Below are 15,927 nucleotides of genomic sequence, written 5' to 3' on the forward strand. Positions count from 1 at the left end.
CCCCATGACTCGATCCGCAAAGCAAAAACAAGGCTTTGGCTCCCTCTTCGAGGAGGACTATCTCGTCAGGACGCTGGGCCGCATTGCCCGCGACCCCGAGGTAGCGCTAACGGAGCTTGTCGCCAATGCGTGGGATGCCGGGGCCTCGCAAGTGGACATCGCTATCCCGCTGGCCAAAGACGCGAACTTGGTTGTGAGGGACAACGGCCACGGGCTGACGCCAGCACAGTTCAAAGCGCGTTGGATGACGCTTGGATACGATCGCGTGAAGAACCAGGGCGAAGATGTTGAGTTCCCGCCAGAACGCAAGGATCTAAGACGCAGGGCTTATGGCCGCAACGGAGTGGGGCGTCACGGACTGCTTTGCTTCGGGGATTTCTATTCGGTGGAGACGTGGCGCGGGGGGAGGGGCTGCACGTTCGAGATCGGAACGCAGAGCAGGAAAAACCCATTCCGTATCGAGAGTGAAGCGTCTTTCATCCGGCAGGGCAGTGGCACCATCTTGTCTGTCTCAGTGGCTCGGCACCTCCCGGACCCCGATGCTATCCGGCAGATTCTCTCGGCGAGGTTTCTGCACGACCCGCAGTTTGTCGTGCGCGTCAACGGGCAGTCGGTGTCGTTGGCTGACCAGAGCGGCCTGATCGAGCGTCGTGATTTGGAGATTCCGGGTTGTGGCTCAGCGGAGGCGTTCGTCGTCGATTCGACACGGAGCGGAAAATCAACCCTTTACCAAGGCGTCGCTTTTTGGGTGAATGGCCGTTTGGTGGGGACGCCGAGTTGGGTCGTCGGCAACGAGGCTGTTACCGACCGCCGCGCGCGCTTCGCGCGGCGTTACTCCATCGTGGTCAAGGCTGAAGACGAGTGGATATCGGAGGTTGAGCCAGACTGGTCGCGCTTCAAATCGGGTGCGCACGCGGATGCGCTGTTTCACGAGGTCCGAGAATACGCCCAAGAGATGCTATTCAAGCTTTCCGTGACCATGATCGACGAGAGCTCCGAAGAGGTGTTGATTCGCAAACGCGAGCAATTCAAAGAGCTGACCCCTCTGGGGCGGATTGAGGTCGCGGGGTTCACGCAGGAACTCGTCAGGGCAGCCCCCACGATTCGCCCAGACACGCTCGCGGCGGCCGTTCAAGCCGTGATTAACCTCGAGCGAGCGAGGGGCGGGGCGGCGTTGCTTGAAAAGCTCACCAAGCTTGACGAGGCAGACATCGAAGGGCTTGATCGCCTGCTCGGTCAATGGAGCGTCCAAGACGCTTTGTCCGTTCTCGACGAGATAGACCATAGGCTCGCTGTTGTCGTGGCAATCGAGAAACTTAGCGGCGATCCGGCGACAGACGAACTCCATACTCTCCACCCGCTCGTTACGCAGGCTCGTTGGATTTTTGGTCCCGAATTTGACAGTAGCGAATACGTGTCCAACGTATCTCTCAAGACGGCGACCGAGAAAATTTTCGAAAAACGAGTCGACGCCGCGGCGTTCAAGAATGCACGAAAGCGGCCGGATATTGTCGGTCTAGCTGACGCGACGCTTTCTGTGGTTGGGACGGAGACGTTTGATGGCTCGGATGGCAACCTTTCGCGCATTAGAGATGTGCTGATTATCGAGCTCAAAAAAGGCCAATCGACGATCGGGCGAGAAGAGGTTAACCAAGCGGATGGATACGTGCAGGACTTCCTCGGAAGCGGCGCCATCGACGGGACGCCGATGTTCCGGGCCTTCGTCGTGGGGCACGAAGTTGCCGACAAAACCGCTCGCGAGAAGGAAATCAAAGAGGATGGGGTTGTGCGCGGCCGAGTTATCGCCACAAGCTACGGACAGTTAACCCGGACGGCCCACAAGCGTCTTTTCAGGCTGAAAGAGAAGATTCCGACTCGCTACGAGGACGTTTCTGGCGCCGAATTGACAGCGCGCGTCATGGGCACAGTCAGCCAAGCGACGCTAGCTCTTCCATCACCTCAGTTAAATGAAGGGGCCGAAACTCCCAGCGAAGCGTGATGATCGGCGACGCTGTTCATCGATGCCATATTCCCGCACATCTGTTTAGCCGCAGCCACATTCTTGTTTGGCGTGGCTTGCTATCGCGAGAACACCTAATGTCGTCTCGGTCGGCTATCTTTCCAACATAGCAATCGGACCCGTTCAGCTTAAAAATTTTGAGGAAACCTTCATGCCTCCAATTGAAGACCAATACCCGCCAGCGAGGGCGCTCTGGATACCGGAGATAGGTTTCCTTCTTCATGTCAAAGCGGACCGCTTAAATGAGCTTGAAGACGCTCTTCAAACACGAGAGATATGCAGTCAGGGCATACCGGAAATCTCGGTGGCGCTCCGTCGAAAATGGATGCTCTGTTTTGTCAGCACGGACGGGCGTTCGCTGTCGCACGTAGCAAGAAGCGTTGTCTACTATGCCGCAGAATCAGGTCGCGACAAATTGGATATTTGGAACCTTACCTCCCTCAAGGCTCCCGTTCGCATTTCTGCAATCAAAAGGAAGCTAGAAGGAGCGCAGATCTGGCGTGCGCGCAGAGCGCTTGATGCCGGAGGGACTATTTCGGCTAAAGCGTTCGAGCAAATGATGGATGCGCTGAAACGCGTCGATTCATCGGCGCACAAAATCGCAAGCGGACTTATTAGTCGCAAACAACCGCCGCCAGCGACCGGCCCCATCAACGCGCGGATGAACTGGGCCTACCAACGCGACGCCGCCATGACGGCCCTGGAAATCGCAGGAATTCCCAAGGAGCGATTGAAGGCTGCTGCCCAGCTCAACGGTGCGAATCTGACCGACACCACGTCGATTTTTGACGACGATCGCAGCATGCGCGCAATGGAGGACGTTCTCATTCTGCGCGATCTTGAGAAAGGCGATCGAGATTGGAACTATGTCAAGTCGCAGCAGTATCCCGCTCGCACGTTTGAAAATGGCGACACTAAGCTGACTATTGTTCTGGCAAACAAGATGGACCTGGAAAAGCAACTCGGGGTGGACCTTATCTACGTCAACGAAACTCTCGGAGCGGTTGTCTTTGTCCAATACAAAATGTTCGAAGGCGAGGACGGAAAGGATGGCTACCGCCCTGATGCCCAACTCGACAAAGAGATTGCTCGAATGGACCGTGCCGCGGCTGAGCTTGCGAAGGTCGATGTCGACGAAACTTGCGATGGCTACCGGTTTTGCCCAGATCCCTTTTTCCTAAAATTCTGCACTCGTCTTTTGGAGCACGATGAGAAAGGCCATGTGCCCGGCGCCTACGTGACGCTTGATTATTGGAAACGACTGGCTCTCGATCCACGGACGAGGGGGGAGAAGGGCGGGAAGATACTCTACCCGGAGACACTAGGTCGCCGCTACCTCACGCCAAGCACCTTTACCCATCTTGTGTCCCGAGGCTGGGTGGGCACGTCCGCGCTGCAAGCGAGGATTTTAATTCCGTTCATCAAGGACGCGATGAAGGGGAAAAAGGGCATTGTGCTAGCCGTGGAGTCAAAAGTGCCCACCGATCCAGATGACGTCGAGGCGCGGCGTCGAACTCGCATGCCGCCGAAACCACGTTACCCTGGCAAGCGAGCAAAAATCATTCAGCTCTAACAAGTCGAAGGGCTTTATCGTGCCGCCGCCAGCGGGACATCCGACTCTTCCTGCGTTCGCAAGGACTGCCGCGAAAGAGCCCCGCTGGTTCGCTTGCGGAGTCGGCGAAGCGGAGGCTTACATCGCCGAGAGACGGCTACCGAGGCAGCAGGTCCGGTGAGCCTCGGGCCAAGGTCGATCGTCTCGAAAACCTCACGCGACAGCAACGGCCCTAGTTAAATTCATGCAGCCTCGGACAAGGGGCTGCATGAATTGTGGAGTGGGTTGAGAGAGAGCAAAGCATGCGCAAAGCTTTCGTTTAGTTCGCGCATTCGGGGATGTTGGTTGACGCGGTTGAATAGCGCGCCTCCAAGATCGCCTGTTTGCACTCGGGCCGTTTGGCCCATTCAGATATCATTTTGCCTCCGGCGGTTCGATGAAGCTCGGCGTTGACTTCCTTGGCCCATATCGCCATTTGGCCGAGCATTTCGTCCGATATCGCTTGGCGAGCCCAGATTCGTTCAAAGTCGACGCAATCTCCAAGCTGCGCTGAAAATACCGATATCACGTAGGTGGTAACGTTCGCTTGAAATGCTTGGAACATTGGCCGAACCATCTTCTGTGTCGCCTTGAAGATAATCGCTTTCGCTATCATCGTTTTGAAGGCGACGACGTCGGGCAAGGGCGGCGCAACCCCTCCTTCATTGACAGTTAGTGTGGACATAAATCGGTCAAAATTTTTCTGTGATCCCATGCTCACCCAATCAGGATGCAGATCCCACGAATTTATGAACTTCGCCAAATCGGTTTTCGTGATCTTTCTAGCCGCTGGGATAGCTTCTTTGAGCTGCCTTAACCTTGCTGGCGTATTGCCTTCTCTAACCAGTAGGGTGTTGTAGCTACCCGTTGCGCGCTCGTAGAACCAACGACTCACGCCATCTGGGCAGTAGACGCTCAACGAGAGCTTCTCGACCTCCACATGGAATGGCTTGTTAGCCGAAAGGTCGGATTGCTTTACCGCATTCTGGCTATTCGCAAATCGTGAAATGTCGGAGACCAACGCTTCTTCAGTGGTCGAATCCCGTGCCCGCATGACGATGATCTTCGCGGCGACTCTTACGGCCGAGAGATCCGTCTCAGCATATTTGCGCTTTGTGAAGTAGATCGATGCGGTTGTTTGGCCACCGTTGACGATTTGCATGCCTTTGAGCCAGGCAATTCCCGGCGCGCCATCCTGCCCCCGTTCCAGCCGGATTTCGTCCGCCACCAGCACGATCCCATTGTTGAAGGCCATGAAACGCTCGGGAGAGTTCTTGAGCGTGCTCTGGATGCCAGCATTTACTCCGAGCCGCTTTACGCTAAGGAACGACCGGACGTTAGCCTCTAGAAGGCGCGCGCCGAAGCGCTCATAGATGAAACGAAGCGCATCTCCGGGGATCGCGGTGAGAGCATAGTCATACTCACCGTCGTCGCCACCCGGAATGTAGACGCAAGGAATTGGCGCTCCTGATACTTCCCGAAAATCGACAACCAGCTCGTCGCGCGGCTTTCCCTCCGACCAATGACGGTAGAGGCGCTCGATATCCATCACTTCGAGCCGGACCGCTTTTCCAGCGATTTCGCGAGTTTGGAAGCTCTTTGATTTGGCCAGCTTGTCAGTGAGAACGAAAACCCGCACCTGCTCCAAGCTGTTATAGATGCTCTGGATGGTGAGCGCCAACGATTTCACGTCGGACGAGTCGTCTAGGTCAGAGGCCATCTTCCCATCGGCGCTCCGTGCCAAGAACGCTAAGCATTGTTTCAGCGCGAGAAGCGTTTCGCTGTCTGGCACGGGGGTAATCTCGTTCACCCCTTCATACATGCTCACAAAAAGATCTAACTGGTCGGCGTCGTCTGAGATTGCGTAGCCGCTCAGCCTCAAAACTGCCCGATCGGCGCGCCCTTGGTAATGGCACACAACTGGTTCAAACGTCATGCCGATCTCCGACATGTGCTGCATGACCACTTCGGCGAACACCATCTCGTCGAAAAGACCCCCGTCTTCGAGTTGGGCTCGGACCTCACGCTGAGTCTCTGTCAGGAATTCGTTCAGGTCCATGCTTATTGCACTCCAAGTTTTCGCATTGTGTCGATCAGCATGATCGGTGGGCCTGGCGCGTGCTCGAGATCAATTTCATAGGTTGCTCGCAAGATTCCGGTTGGCGCCGAACCCGTTGTAATACGCGGGAAGCCCGCGGTGACTTCAAAGATGCGTAAATCAGCCAAGGCAAAGCGTCTGGTGTAGCGATCGGCGTGTGCGTCGATGTAACCCGCCGCCAAAAGCCTGTCCGTTAACGTGTTGGACGCAGAGAGGTCGTGGGCGACTTGGTTTTTGATTTCAGCGGCAATCTCCGGCAACGTGAGTCCGTTTTGAGATTCACGCAGACGTGTCGCGGCCATAAATATCGGAGTTCTGAACGAGTCGTCTAGCTGTTCGAGAGAGCCGATCTTCGCGCGAAATCCTGCGGCGGCTAAAGTTGACTTGACCTCAATAGCGCCAGTTCCCAATACAAAGTCTTGCGGGGCATCCAACGGACCAACCCACGCGTCGACCGCGAATGTTGCATGCACCCCGCTAGCAATGACTGCGCGCAAGAACATCAATTCGCCGACGAGGCCTGTCTCGGCTTCAGGTGCCAACGCCTGGAAGCCAGACTTCATGAACTCTTGCCATCCACGCACTCGCGCCAAAAAGGCTCGCAGCAATTCTTCCTCAGATCGGGCGGCGTTCGCATCCATCACGCCGGCCACGTCGGCTACCATCATCGCAAACAATTCTTGGCTGCCGGAGGATTGCCGTGAGAGAGCTAACCAGCCTTGAACTGCCCCTGCCTGTTCGATTCTGTCCACGGAGAACCCCTGCCCGCGGGGCAGCATCGTAGGTGGTGGAATCGTGGCGGCGGTGAAGCTTGCGAGAAGCGCTTCCTCGTCGCCTGGAGCGTGCCGGCCTGCTCGCAGTTCGCAGGCTCCCGCAGGAGCAACCGGAAAGGTCCGCCACCCACTGGTGCCCGAAAGCCCTGATAGCGCGCGCCAAGCGTCGATAAATTCCTTAGTCGGCCGCGCCATATTCCTGCTCCCAAATCAGATGGTCCACCTTATATTCAACCTTTTGTCCGGAATTGCTGCTGGGGAAGCTTGCGCCAAACGCGATCACAGGCGCCGTCCATCCGTCGAATAGGTCAGCTTCCGCCTTCGTTGGATCTAGCGGGTAGAGCAGAAGAAGGCCTCTTTCCGGCGCCGGTTTTGCCACGCCGGGTGCGCCCATGCCGCGCACTTGCCGAACGGCGACGCCGCTTGGAATTTCAGGCTTTTTAGGCGGTGAGCCATCTTTTTGGCGCGCCGGATCGGGTTTCCATGCCCGTAGAGTGATGTCTAGTGCCGCGCGCCATTCGGGTTCGTGCAAATCTATGGCTTCATCCCGAGGGGAAAGAAGGCGGCCGATGGAATAGTGATCGTTTTTGTCCCGATCAGCGGTTCGTTTCAACATGTGTTCGACGCGAATCCCGTTATCGAAGGTATAGGACGCTCCGTCGCCACCGCTGACAAGAACCACTGTCCAAGATGTCAATTCGCCTTCGCTATTCATCGACTTGATGAAGTCCGCCAGCATTGAGCTGTTTACTTTGCGCGCCAGGGGATGAGTCGAGTAGGAAGAAAAGAAGTCTGCAACGTTTTCACCTCGCACGTCAGTCCAAACGAAACTCCCAGTCCATTCTGTTGGCGCGCCGTTCCGGGTTCGCCTAGGGGATACCTCGGTCGGCGCGCCCATTTCTCGAATTAGAGTGTTCGTCGCCGCGAGATTTCGATCAAGAGCGCTCGTGGCGCTATGGAGTGCAACCGTCTCTAAAAGCTGTCCGCTAAACGAGAGTTGAAGGCTCTTCGCTGATCGCATCTTCAGCGGCGACGTCACCATTAGCACCGAATGCGACTGAACTTTCAGGCCGTAGTCTCGAGGCGTTCCGCCGCTTGCTGCCATCGCGTCAAACTCTTCGCGCAATTCCTCAGAAGCGTCCGCTATGTGCTCGAACCATTCGATTAAATCCGTCGTCGTGTAGAGCCTGCAAAGATCGACATAGCCGGGGCGGTATCCGAACCACCGCCCCATTTGCATGAGCGTGTCATACATTTTTGTCGTTCGAACAAAATAGCTGGTGCAAAGGCCCTCGAGCGTTAGACCGCGGGCCAACTTGTCTCCACCGATTGCGATCACTTTGAGGCCGACGCCTTCCTGTTCGGAGTAGTCAAGCGCATCTTTTGCCGTTCCGTTTATCATTCGCACGTCAATGTCGTTAAGGACGTTCGGAATCTCGGGCAAGATCTCATCCCACGTCGCTATCGTCGAAGACCCCATGAGATCAGGTGCGCGGTCTTGGATCTCGATGCTCTTTCGAACGAAATCCGTTTCCCAAAGCTCGCGCAGATCGGACAGAAGCTCTTCATGATCGATTTGTCGTTTCACGCGTTGTGCCATCCGGCCAATCAATCCTTGGACTTGCTGATACACCTCGTATTGAACATTGGTATAGCGCGTCACGTGAATGAGCATGGATGAATGCTCGCCCCGTTGCCCTCTGCATGCTCGACCGGCGCAGGCCAATATAAACGCATGGACGGCCTTAATCAAAGATGGTGGAACGGAATCGCGCCCGTCATGCATTGGCACGTGTTCTTTTTTGTGCTTTATGGGCATCCAACCTGCCCCGCTCTTGTCGACGTGGTCGTCGATAGAGCCTGTTAGCGGGAGGCCGCCGGACCGGCCATCGGTGCTGCGCAAACCGAACACCCTTGCTGGCCCAATGTAATTCGATGGGGCGGCGAGATTGGTGATAAAAGCTGACGGGAAAATATCAAGGCCTTCGTCTAGCGTCTCGCTTCGCCGATGGATGAAAATGTTGGCGAAGGGAGTGGCCGTGTATCCGACATAGGCCGATTTGGCGAAGGAGTGAAGTATTTTTCGAATACGGCTGTTGATGGCCTTAGGCTGGTGGTCCTCGTCTGGCATGCCTTCTGCATCAAAGAGCTGTTCTCCTGTATCGACGGACGCATGATCAGCCTCGTCGTCGATGAGCAAGAGCGGCAGGTTTGAAACGAACTTTCTGCCGGTCGAGTCCGTTGCGTCCGCCACGCGATTTTTAATCCATTTGAGGAGGCGCTCAAGAACAGTTTTGTTTTTCTTCACGACGAAGAGCCATGGCCGTTCTTCGGGCGAAATCGCGAGATGATTGGACAGCTTGGTGTTGAAATCACCGTTGTCGGAGCGGAGGGTGGCGCAGTTGGGCTGCATCTTCGCGTCGCTATCGATTTCGCCGACGCCGATGATCCGGCCCATTTCTCGAAGTCCAGATGTCTCATACCCCAAGAACCCCTCTTCGAGTCGAATTTGAGTTTGAGTTCGAAGATTGTTGTGCAAGCCCGCAAGAACGATGATGATCTTGTATCCCGCATCGGCCGCCTTGCAAACCAGGCCAGTGTAGTTGCCGGTTTTTCCGGATTGAACGTGCCCAACCACTAAGCCCCGACGATCCCATGCTCCCGTTCGCTTGGGATCTTCCAGGTTGCTCAATATTAGATTGGTGGAACGGTCGAGGGCGTCGACTGCGGCGGTGGACATTTTTCGCTCAGACCACTCTCGATACCGTTGCCAGTAACGCCAGTCTTTCTGGCGCGAAGCGTCGAGCCATGCGATATGCCCATCTTGGTTCTGAAGGGTAGAGTCCTGTCCGATCCAGGAGCTAAATCGGCGAACAAGCTCGTCCGAGGCCGCGCGTTCGTCCATTTCATCAAGGCCCTCTGGTGAAATGAGGGCCGCTGCCATCGCGACTTTCTCCGCTATCAGGGCGGTTGTTACCTTGGATTTGTCCGGCATCCGCCCGAGCACCGTTTGGGCGATCGTGATGACGCTTTGCAGGTTTTCCTTTGTGAGTGGCACGCCTTCTCCTTGGCCTTCTTTAAGCGGATGGCAATTCGTCGAGACGCAGCGCCTCGACTAGGGACGGATAATTATGGAACGGCTCCATGTTGGACAGGAGCCGTTTCGCGCTTTCTGCTGTGAGGCCCTTTCGGCTGACCATGTCTTCAAACAAGACTTGCAGCACTTCCATGACATTGGCCGGGGGTTGATCTAAGAACTGTGTTTTCGGGGTGTCCTTGTTCTCCGCGGTGTCGAGCCAGATTCGCTGAACGGGGACCGTCTCCTCGATCACTCTCAGCATCGCTTTGACGAGCGGCAAAAGCGCCCCGGCTGAGTCGAGCACGGTTTTGATCGCAGGGTGTTGATCGTCGATCCGATAGTGAGTCCCCGACTTTGTCCAGTCTGAGCGCCACGCATGCTCGACGGCGGTTCCGCCAAGTCGAGGGGTTGGGCTGCCACGGAATGCAAAGACTTTGCGGGCACGCACTCTCGTGTCTTCCGCGAGTTGGGTGAGCCACGGTTTGAGGGAAACCGGCGGACGCGCGATCGACTTGCGTATATCGATCTTCCAAAGAGCGTCGGCAGAGTTTGGAATGTCGAGCCGAATTCTGGCCAGCCTGTGCGACTCCTCCTTGTTCCAAGACCTCCCTTGTCCCAGTCCGAGCCATCCGCCGGCCACCAACAGGCGTTCATTTCGATACACATAGAATCCTTGTTGGGCTGTCCAGCCCTCTGGGCCACTCGCTTCGTCGAATTCGCTTTGGCTTAGCCGATCTTTATGCGGAAGAACGTGGCATTCCACCTCGACTTTCCCCCCGAGCGAATTTTGACGAGCGATCGGAGAGTTCCAAGGCTTCGCAGGATGTCCGAGCATGAACGGATCCCAAGGCGAGATTCGTCGCGCATTGATGGACAGTCGCATCTTGGGTTTCGGTTCCTCGATGAATCGGTGAAACACCATGGCAAGGTGGCTCTCGACTCGGTCCATAAGGTCGAGGAAATCCTCGCTTTTGTAACCGGCTGTGACAATCCGGTCCAACACTTCCCACAGCACCAGTGTCCCAGATGCTTTTTCTTCAAGTAGCGAAAACACGTCTTCGGAATCATCAGCCGGACCTTCAAACATGAACCATCCATCGTCATGTCTTGAGGCTAGGGCATCGAGATCCCAGCGAAGGCAATGCGTGTGTTCATCTCGTCTCGAGGCAACAGTCAACCTCCGACATTGAGAGAAGGACGCAGTCTTGAGACCCATTCCGAAGCGACCAAGGTCCGTTGTTGCGCGGGCGGCGAGTGGGTTCTTCTCGCCGAGACGCATCGCGCTTTCTAGTTGGGCGTCGTTCATGCCGCAACCGTTGTCCAGAACATACACGCAGCTCTTGGAATCACGCCAAGAAAAAACGATGTCTACCTCGCGAGCGCCGGCCGATATGCTGTTGTCTATGAGATCAGCCAACGCTGCCGCAGTTGAATAGCCGAGCCCGCGCAGCGCCTCAAGCATTGCGGTCGCTCTGGGTGGCGCTTGTCGTATTTTTTCGTTCATCGCCAAAAACCTCTTCCCGGCATGTGCTGGAAACCCAAGGCAATGAGCGCTCTGGCGAGTTTGCGATTTCTCGCGCCAGAAATCGCTTCGGCGTTGATCCAAACCCTCCCGCCGCCTTCAACTCTATCGTCAGTGATCGAGAGGCCGTGTGCCTTGGCAAGCCTCATTCCAATATTCAAGTCGTTGTCCGTCCGAGTATCTGAATAACTGGGAGCAGCCGGCGTCGGGGTGAATGCATCGGCCTGTGCGTATGGCTTGATTTCCGCGAAGAGATCGGCGGTGTTAATGGTTTCGGGTTCGACCTCGCCTGGTCGGAGCTCACCTAAAGCCCCTTGGTGGGTCTCTTCTGGAGAAGTCAAATCGTCGGGCGATGGGATGTCTGCCGAGGTCGATTCGTGCTGCGATGATGTTGCTGTTTGCTGGATTGGGTTCGCCTTTGAGAAGACCTTGCCGCCCCATGTCGCCAAGACCTCCTTGCGCCTCGGGTGAGTCAGCTTCGTCATCGCTTTTGTTTCGATTTGGCGTATGCGTTCACGAGTAACGCCAAATAACTTGCCTACCTCATCTAGGGTTTTGGGTTCCCCATCATCCCAGCCATGGCGGAGCCGAAGAACGGTGGCCTGCTTAGAATCGAGCTCGTCGAGCATCGAATCAAGGCTTCTGCGCAAGTGGGCGAGATCAATTCTGAGGAGAGCCTTCTCTGCTGCCTCGTCGTGAATGAATTCCGCCAACGATTCCGCATCGCTCTCCAACACCTCGTCTAAGCTGCTTGGAGCGTTTGCAATTTGCGTCCATTCGCTGGCTTTTTCGATTGATGTTGAAAGAAGCTTGGCGAGATCCGAGGGAGATGTTTTTTTGCCAGTCGCCTGCTCCGTTTCGTCCGAAATGCGCATCGCTTTTGCTAGCGTCTCCCGCCGATGAACGGGGATTCTGATGGTAAATCCGGTGTCGGCGATCGCACGCGTGATGGATTGGCGAATCCACCAAGTAGCATAGGTGGAGAACCTAAATCCGAGATGCCACTTATAACGGTCGACGGCCTTTATCAATCCGATATTGCCTTCTTGGACGAGATCCTCATAAGGCAGCCCTTGTCCGTTGTATCGTTTCGCAATGGACATCGCCAGTCTAAGGTTCGAGACGATCATTCGTTGCTTCGCCTGCGAATGCCGCTCCATGCTCGACGCAAACAACCTTCCGGCCTCAGACGGTTGCGCCGAGTTTGCGTTGCCAAGGATAGATTGCAGAAGGGGTATGGGCAACGATGCGTTCGCAAGCGCTTCTCGCATCACAATGCCCATGCGAGCATGTCCGCGATATTCATTGAACGCATCGGCAATCGCCGCCAAATTCCTCTCGAATTTTAGTTCGGTGACTGATCGGGATTCGTCCGAATCCGAATCGTCCGCGTCAGCCCAATCTTCGATCTGAACGCCGCCGATGTTGTCGGGGGAGAGGGCGGTGGAGTCGGGGTCCTGTGCCGCCTCATCTATTTCGATATGAATTTCGCCGGTTCGTATGCGTTCCGCTGCGCGCAAGAGGCTGGCTATTCCGTTGGGCCAAACGGCCAACGCGTCCAAAGCCGATCCGATCGACTCCTCCATCTCCCTGCCAAGGGCAATTTCCTGCTCCGCAGTAAGAAGACGAGTGCTGCCGTAGCGCGCGCTTCCGACATCGCGGGCATATCCGCGCATCGGAGAATTTCTTGTGCCTGATAGATCCTCGATAAAGTCCAAGGCCTCGGCTAGCTCGTCTTCTTGGGGAGCATCTGGGTCGGAGGGAGCGATGGCGTCGGCCGCACCGATCGCGGCCCGCTCATCGATTTGAACCCCTATGTCGGCCAATGCTATGCGGACAATTCCTTCGAAAGAGGAGTCTGGCGTTCCATCAGCTTGATCGCAGGCTTCCAGCAACATGCGCTCTGGAACGCTCCCGTCGCGCAATCCTTGACGTAATAGAGAATGAAGGCGTATGGGGCGGAGGTCGCTTTCAGCTATCCGCGGAGGTCTGGCGCTTTCCGGAAGATCCACGTCGAGATCGGCCCAGCTTTCAAATGTGTCGATTGCCTTGTGTTCGGACATCGAACTTCGAAGGATCTCGGCGTCGTTTGCGATGCTCGTGTCGCCCTCAGGGGGCGGAGCATCGATTTCTGCGGTCCAGCCATGAATATCGAAATCACCCCAATCAAATTCGTTGCTCGGATTGCCGATATCGCCGTTAACCGTTTGGTCGGCTCCCGAGTTTGTGATGCCATCGGATAAATTGTCGCGGCGGTGATCGACCTGGGGGACCGGGCCTGAGTCCAGAGCTAAATGCGAGTTATACGCGGGTTCAGGGTCGACGGAATTTTCTGGCGGTTGCGCAACCGGGCCGTTGAGAGAAACTTGGGGCCGGAAGGCCGCATCGGGCGTTTCGCTCGGTGCCAAACAGTTCACGGACGATTGGGGCGTCGATGTTGAGGCCAAAAGCGCAACGACGTCGGCGGAGCCACGTTCGTTGGCTATCGCCAATGCGTCTCGGCCGCTCGGATCTACAAGGGTCGTGTCGGCCCCTGCCGAAAGCAGAAGCTCGCAGATTGATGCACGGCCAAGGGCCGCCGCGATCATCAATGGTGTGAATCCGCGCTCATCCCTCGAATTCAGCGCGTCTCCCCGATTTATGTGAAGCTTAACGGCAGTCTCAACGCCAGCGACAATTGCGATCTTGAACAGCCTGCCAAGCTTGGTTTCTGTTTTTTGTTCCGCGACGTTCACGGTTCCCTCGCACTTGCCGAGGCGGATGGTCTCTCAATAGCTCACCTTCCAAATCAAACCGACAGGTCTGATTATGCGGAAAGCAATGCGGCCCTTTTTCCGTCCACACAGATTCTTGTAGCAGGCGGACTTTTTTGCGTAAAACCGTTTTAATAGCTGTTGTGGAAGGAAATTCTACCGCAATAGTTCCGCCAATAAAGCCCTGCTTTAGGAAAATTAAGCACGCCATTTCCCCGCCAAGTGGGTGGGTATATTCCAATGGTTTGCTCGTCTGTCCATTTATGTGTGGCGCAAGCTTTTACTCCGTCTACCGATTTAGTAATCGAGAGCGAAAACAGCGCTGATTTGCGCAACGCCGGCAACGATCGCGCCAGCCCCGGCGCTGCGCTTGGGCCGTTCACGCTCGCTGCCTTTTTGCGTTGCGCAACTGAAAGCAGCACCGTGTTCCGGCGCCGCAATTGGGCGACCGCCTCGCCGGCAACCGTCGCGCCCGTTCCGTCGCTGCGCTAGGACCATTCACGCCGACTGCCTTTTCGCAAGGCAGCTGAAACGGCGAAACCACGACGCAGCCCCCTTCCGATAACACGACGTGCGTCTTTTTCAAATCCCCACGTCAGGTCTCTCATTTCTTGCGAAGAGACCTGACGTGGGCATCAACCGAAAAAGCCGGCAAACGCCGGTTTTTGCATTTTCTCTTTTGCGTCTTGCCCCACCACCCCCGCCTCCTCCCTGAGGGGGAGGAGGGGCGAAGAGCTTCCGGCCGAGAGCATCACCTTCACACAAACGCCGGAGCTTATATGACCACCTTTTATGCTTGCCCTTACAACCTCAGCGTCACGGGCTTTTATTTCGAATCGCACGAGCAGTATCTGAGCCTCAGCGAGGGATGCGCCGACTCGTTTGGAAATCCGGTTGAAGAGTTTGAGATTCAGTTCATTGACGGCGACACGGAAGACGCTCAGCTCGCTGATGCATTGCGCATCGCTCAGTCAGATCTTGAAGTCTGGTTCGATTCCATCGAAGAGCTCCGCACGGGTGAGAAGGCAGCTTTGTTTTTCTTGGTGGCAAATCTCGGGCAATCCCTGGCGGACGCGTTGGAGAATATCGACGACGTTCAGCTTTTTGATGGCTCACTGATCGATGCGGCGACCGACCAATTCGACGAACTGTATCCGACGCTTCCTCAAGGTGTGCGCATGTATATTGATTGCGAGGCCTACGCCCGTGACTGCGAACTCAACGGGGACTTCGCGGAGATCGAGTTTTCTGGCGCCACTTACACCGTCCTGAACGCCAACGACCTTTAACCTTTTGCTGATCCAACCATTTGCCGGTTGGATTCCGAAAAATTCAGACAGGCGGCCCGAGACCGCGGGTCGCCTTTCGCGTAGGGGAAGCCGACACAAGGACCGACTACGAAACGACGAGCCCCAGCTCTTGCAGGCGAATCGCCATCGCGCTAATGGACAAGCCAAACTTTTCCGCGAGCGACGGAAACGGGGTGCCGGCAAAGGACCGCGCGCCGGCCACTGCGGCGGCGAAATCAAGCGAGCCGGTCGACGCGCGCATCAACTCATGCGCCTTCGCCCCTCTCAGGTAAAACGCCACATTGTCGTCGAGGACGAGGGGCGCTTTGCCGAATCGCGGCGCGAACGCTTCCTCAATAAGACGCTTCGACGCCAAGAAGCATGCCGCGAAGTAATCCGCCTCTTGCTCGCGAACAGAGCGACCGTGCCCGTCTTCGGAGACCGGTCGGTCGCGATGAAAATGCTCGCCGGGGTGCAACAAAAAATGGCCGATTTCGTGCGCGCCCGTGAACCGCATCGCCTGATCGGTGAAGCGCGTCGACAACGAGATGATCCCGCGGCCTCGATCGAGCATTCCCGCGATGGTGTATGCCGACGGACCGGCGCGAAACGTTCCCAAATCGTCTCGGTAGTCGATTTCGAGGTCAAGCACGCGCGCTGCGACATCCGGCTTGCACATGCCGACAGGCGAGGGCTCACCCAATGGGAAGAGGAGTTTGCGCTTATGCCAAATCTCGTATTGGAGGCGGCGTGCCTCCTGTTCGATTTTTTTGCGGTCCATGACATGACCTTATGTGGGGTG

At 56.3% G+C, this 15,927-nt stretch carries 9 protein-coding genes; 3 read left to right on the forward strand and 6 right to left on the reverse strand.

Features of this window, described 5'->3' with window-relative positions; genetic code table 11:
- Positions 1–4 precede the first annotated feature (4 nt).
- The gene (locus P3T17_RS02765; protein ID WP_429404562.1) at positions 5–1,999 is read left to right on the forward strand and encodes an ATP-binding protein; all 1,995 of its coding nucleotides are present in this window, start codon (positions 5–7) and stop codon (positions 1,997–1,999) included.
- Between the two features lie 172 nt (positions 2,000–2,171).
- Complete coding sequence (locus P3T17_RS02770) at positions 2,172–3,593, forward strand: hypothetical protein (protein ID WP_429404563.1); 1,422 nt, start codon at positions 2,172–2,174, stop codon at positions 3,591–3,593.
- A gap of 298 nt (positions 3,594–3,891) precedes the next feature.
- Here P3T17_RS02770 and P3T17_RS02775 read toward each other — a convergent pair whose 3' ends face one another.
- From P3T17_RS02775 to P3T17_RS02795, 5 genes are read right to left on the reverse strand one after another with little or no spacing between them, the layout of a single operon-like run.
- On the reverse strand, positions 3,892–5,670 hold the full coding sequence (locus tag P3T17_RS02775; RefSeq protein ID WP_429404565.1) for an AIPR family protein: 1,779 nt from the start codon (positions 5,668–5,670) through the stop codon (positions 3,892–3,894).
- Between the two features lie 2 nt (positions 5,671–5,672).
- Entirely contained in the window at positions 5,673–6,677 is a 1,005-nt protein-coding gene (locus P3T17_RS02780) for a PD-(D/E)XK motif protein (RefSeq protein WP_429404567.1), read from the reverse strand.
- Positions 6,661–9,540 (reverse strand): Z1 domain-containing protein, encoded by a 2,880-nt coding sequence (locus P3T17_RS02785; protein ID WP_429404569.1) that lies wholly within the window; start codon positions 9,538–9,540, stop codon positions 6,661–6,663. The genes P3T17_RS02780 and P3T17_RS02785 overlap by 17 nt, the downstream gene beginning before the upstream one ends.
- A 19-nt stretch (positions 9,541–9,559) precedes the next feature.
- Complete coding sequence (locus P3T17_RS02790) at positions 9,560–11,065, reverse strand: ATP-binding protein (protein ID WP_429405485.1); 1,506 nt, start codon at positions 11,063–11,065, stop codon at positions 9,560–9,562.
- The gene (locus tag P3T17_RS02795; RefSeq protein WP_429404571.1) at positions 11,062–13,818 is read right to left on the reverse strand and encodes a sigma-70 family RNA polymerase sigma factor; all 2,757 of its coding nucleotides are present in this window, start codon (positions 13,816–13,818) and stop codon (positions 11,062–11,064) included. The genes P3T17_RS02790 and P3T17_RS02795 overlap by 4 nt, the downstream gene beginning before the upstream one ends.
- Before the next feature lie 797 nt (positions 13,819–14,615).
- Here P3T17_RS02795 and P3T17_RS02800 point away from each other — a divergent pair.
- Positions 14,616–15,125, forward strand: a complete 510-nt coding sequence (locus P3T17_RS02800; RefSeq protein WP_429404573.1) for an antirestriction protein ArdA — start codon at positions 14,616–14,618, stop codon at positions 15,123–15,125.
- Positions 15,126–15,231: 106 nt separating this feature from the next.
- Here P3T17_RS02800 and P3T17_RS02805 read toward each other — a convergent pair whose 3' ends face one another.
- Positions 15,232–15,906, reverse strand: a complete 675-nt coding sequence (locus P3T17_RS02805) for an ImmA/IrrE family metallo-endopeptidase (RefSeq protein WP_429404575.1) — start codon at positions 15,904–15,906, stop codon at positions 15,232–15,234.
- Between the last annotated feature and the right edge of the window lie 21 nt (positions 15,907–15,927).

This window comes from Paraburkholderia sp. GAS82, from assembly GCF_050436285.1.
Lineage (GTDB): Bacteria > Pseudomonadota > Gammaproteobacteria > Burkholderiales > Burkholderiaceae > Paraburkholderia > Paraburkholderia phenazinium_B.

What these genes read in the sequence shown, in the direction of transcription:
- P3T17_RS02765 (WP_429404562.1), top strand. Translation starts at nt 5, where the DNA reads ATGACTCGATCCGCAAAGCAAAAACAAGGCTTTGGCTCCCTCTTCGAG.
- P3T17_RS02770 (WP_429404563.1), top strand. Translation starts at nt 2,172, where the DNA reads ATGCCTCCAATTGAAGACCAATACCCGCCAGCGAGGGCGCTCTGGATA.
- P3T17_RS02775 (WP_429404565.1), bottom strand. Translation starts at nt 5,670, where the DNA reads ATGGACCTGAACGAATTCCTGACAGAGACTCAGCGTGAGGTCCGAGCC.
- P3T17_RS02780 (WP_429404567.1), bottom strand. Translation starts at nt 6,677, where the DNA reads ATGGCGCGGCCGACTAAGGAATTTATCGACGCTTGGCGCGCGCTATCA.
- P3T17_RS02790 (WP_429405485.1), bottom strand. Translation starts at nt 11,065, where the DNA reads ATGAACGAAAAAATACGACAAGCGCCACCCAGAGCGACCGCAATGCTT.
- P3T17_RS02800 (WP_429404573.1), top strand. Translation starts at nt 14,616, where the DNA reads ATGACCACCTTTTATGCTTGCCCTTACAACCTCAGCGTCACGGGCTTT.
- P3T17_RS02805 (WP_429404575.1), bottom strand. Translation starts at nt 15,906, where the DNA reads ATGGACCGCAAAAAAATCGAACAGGAGGCACGCCGCCTCCAATACGAG.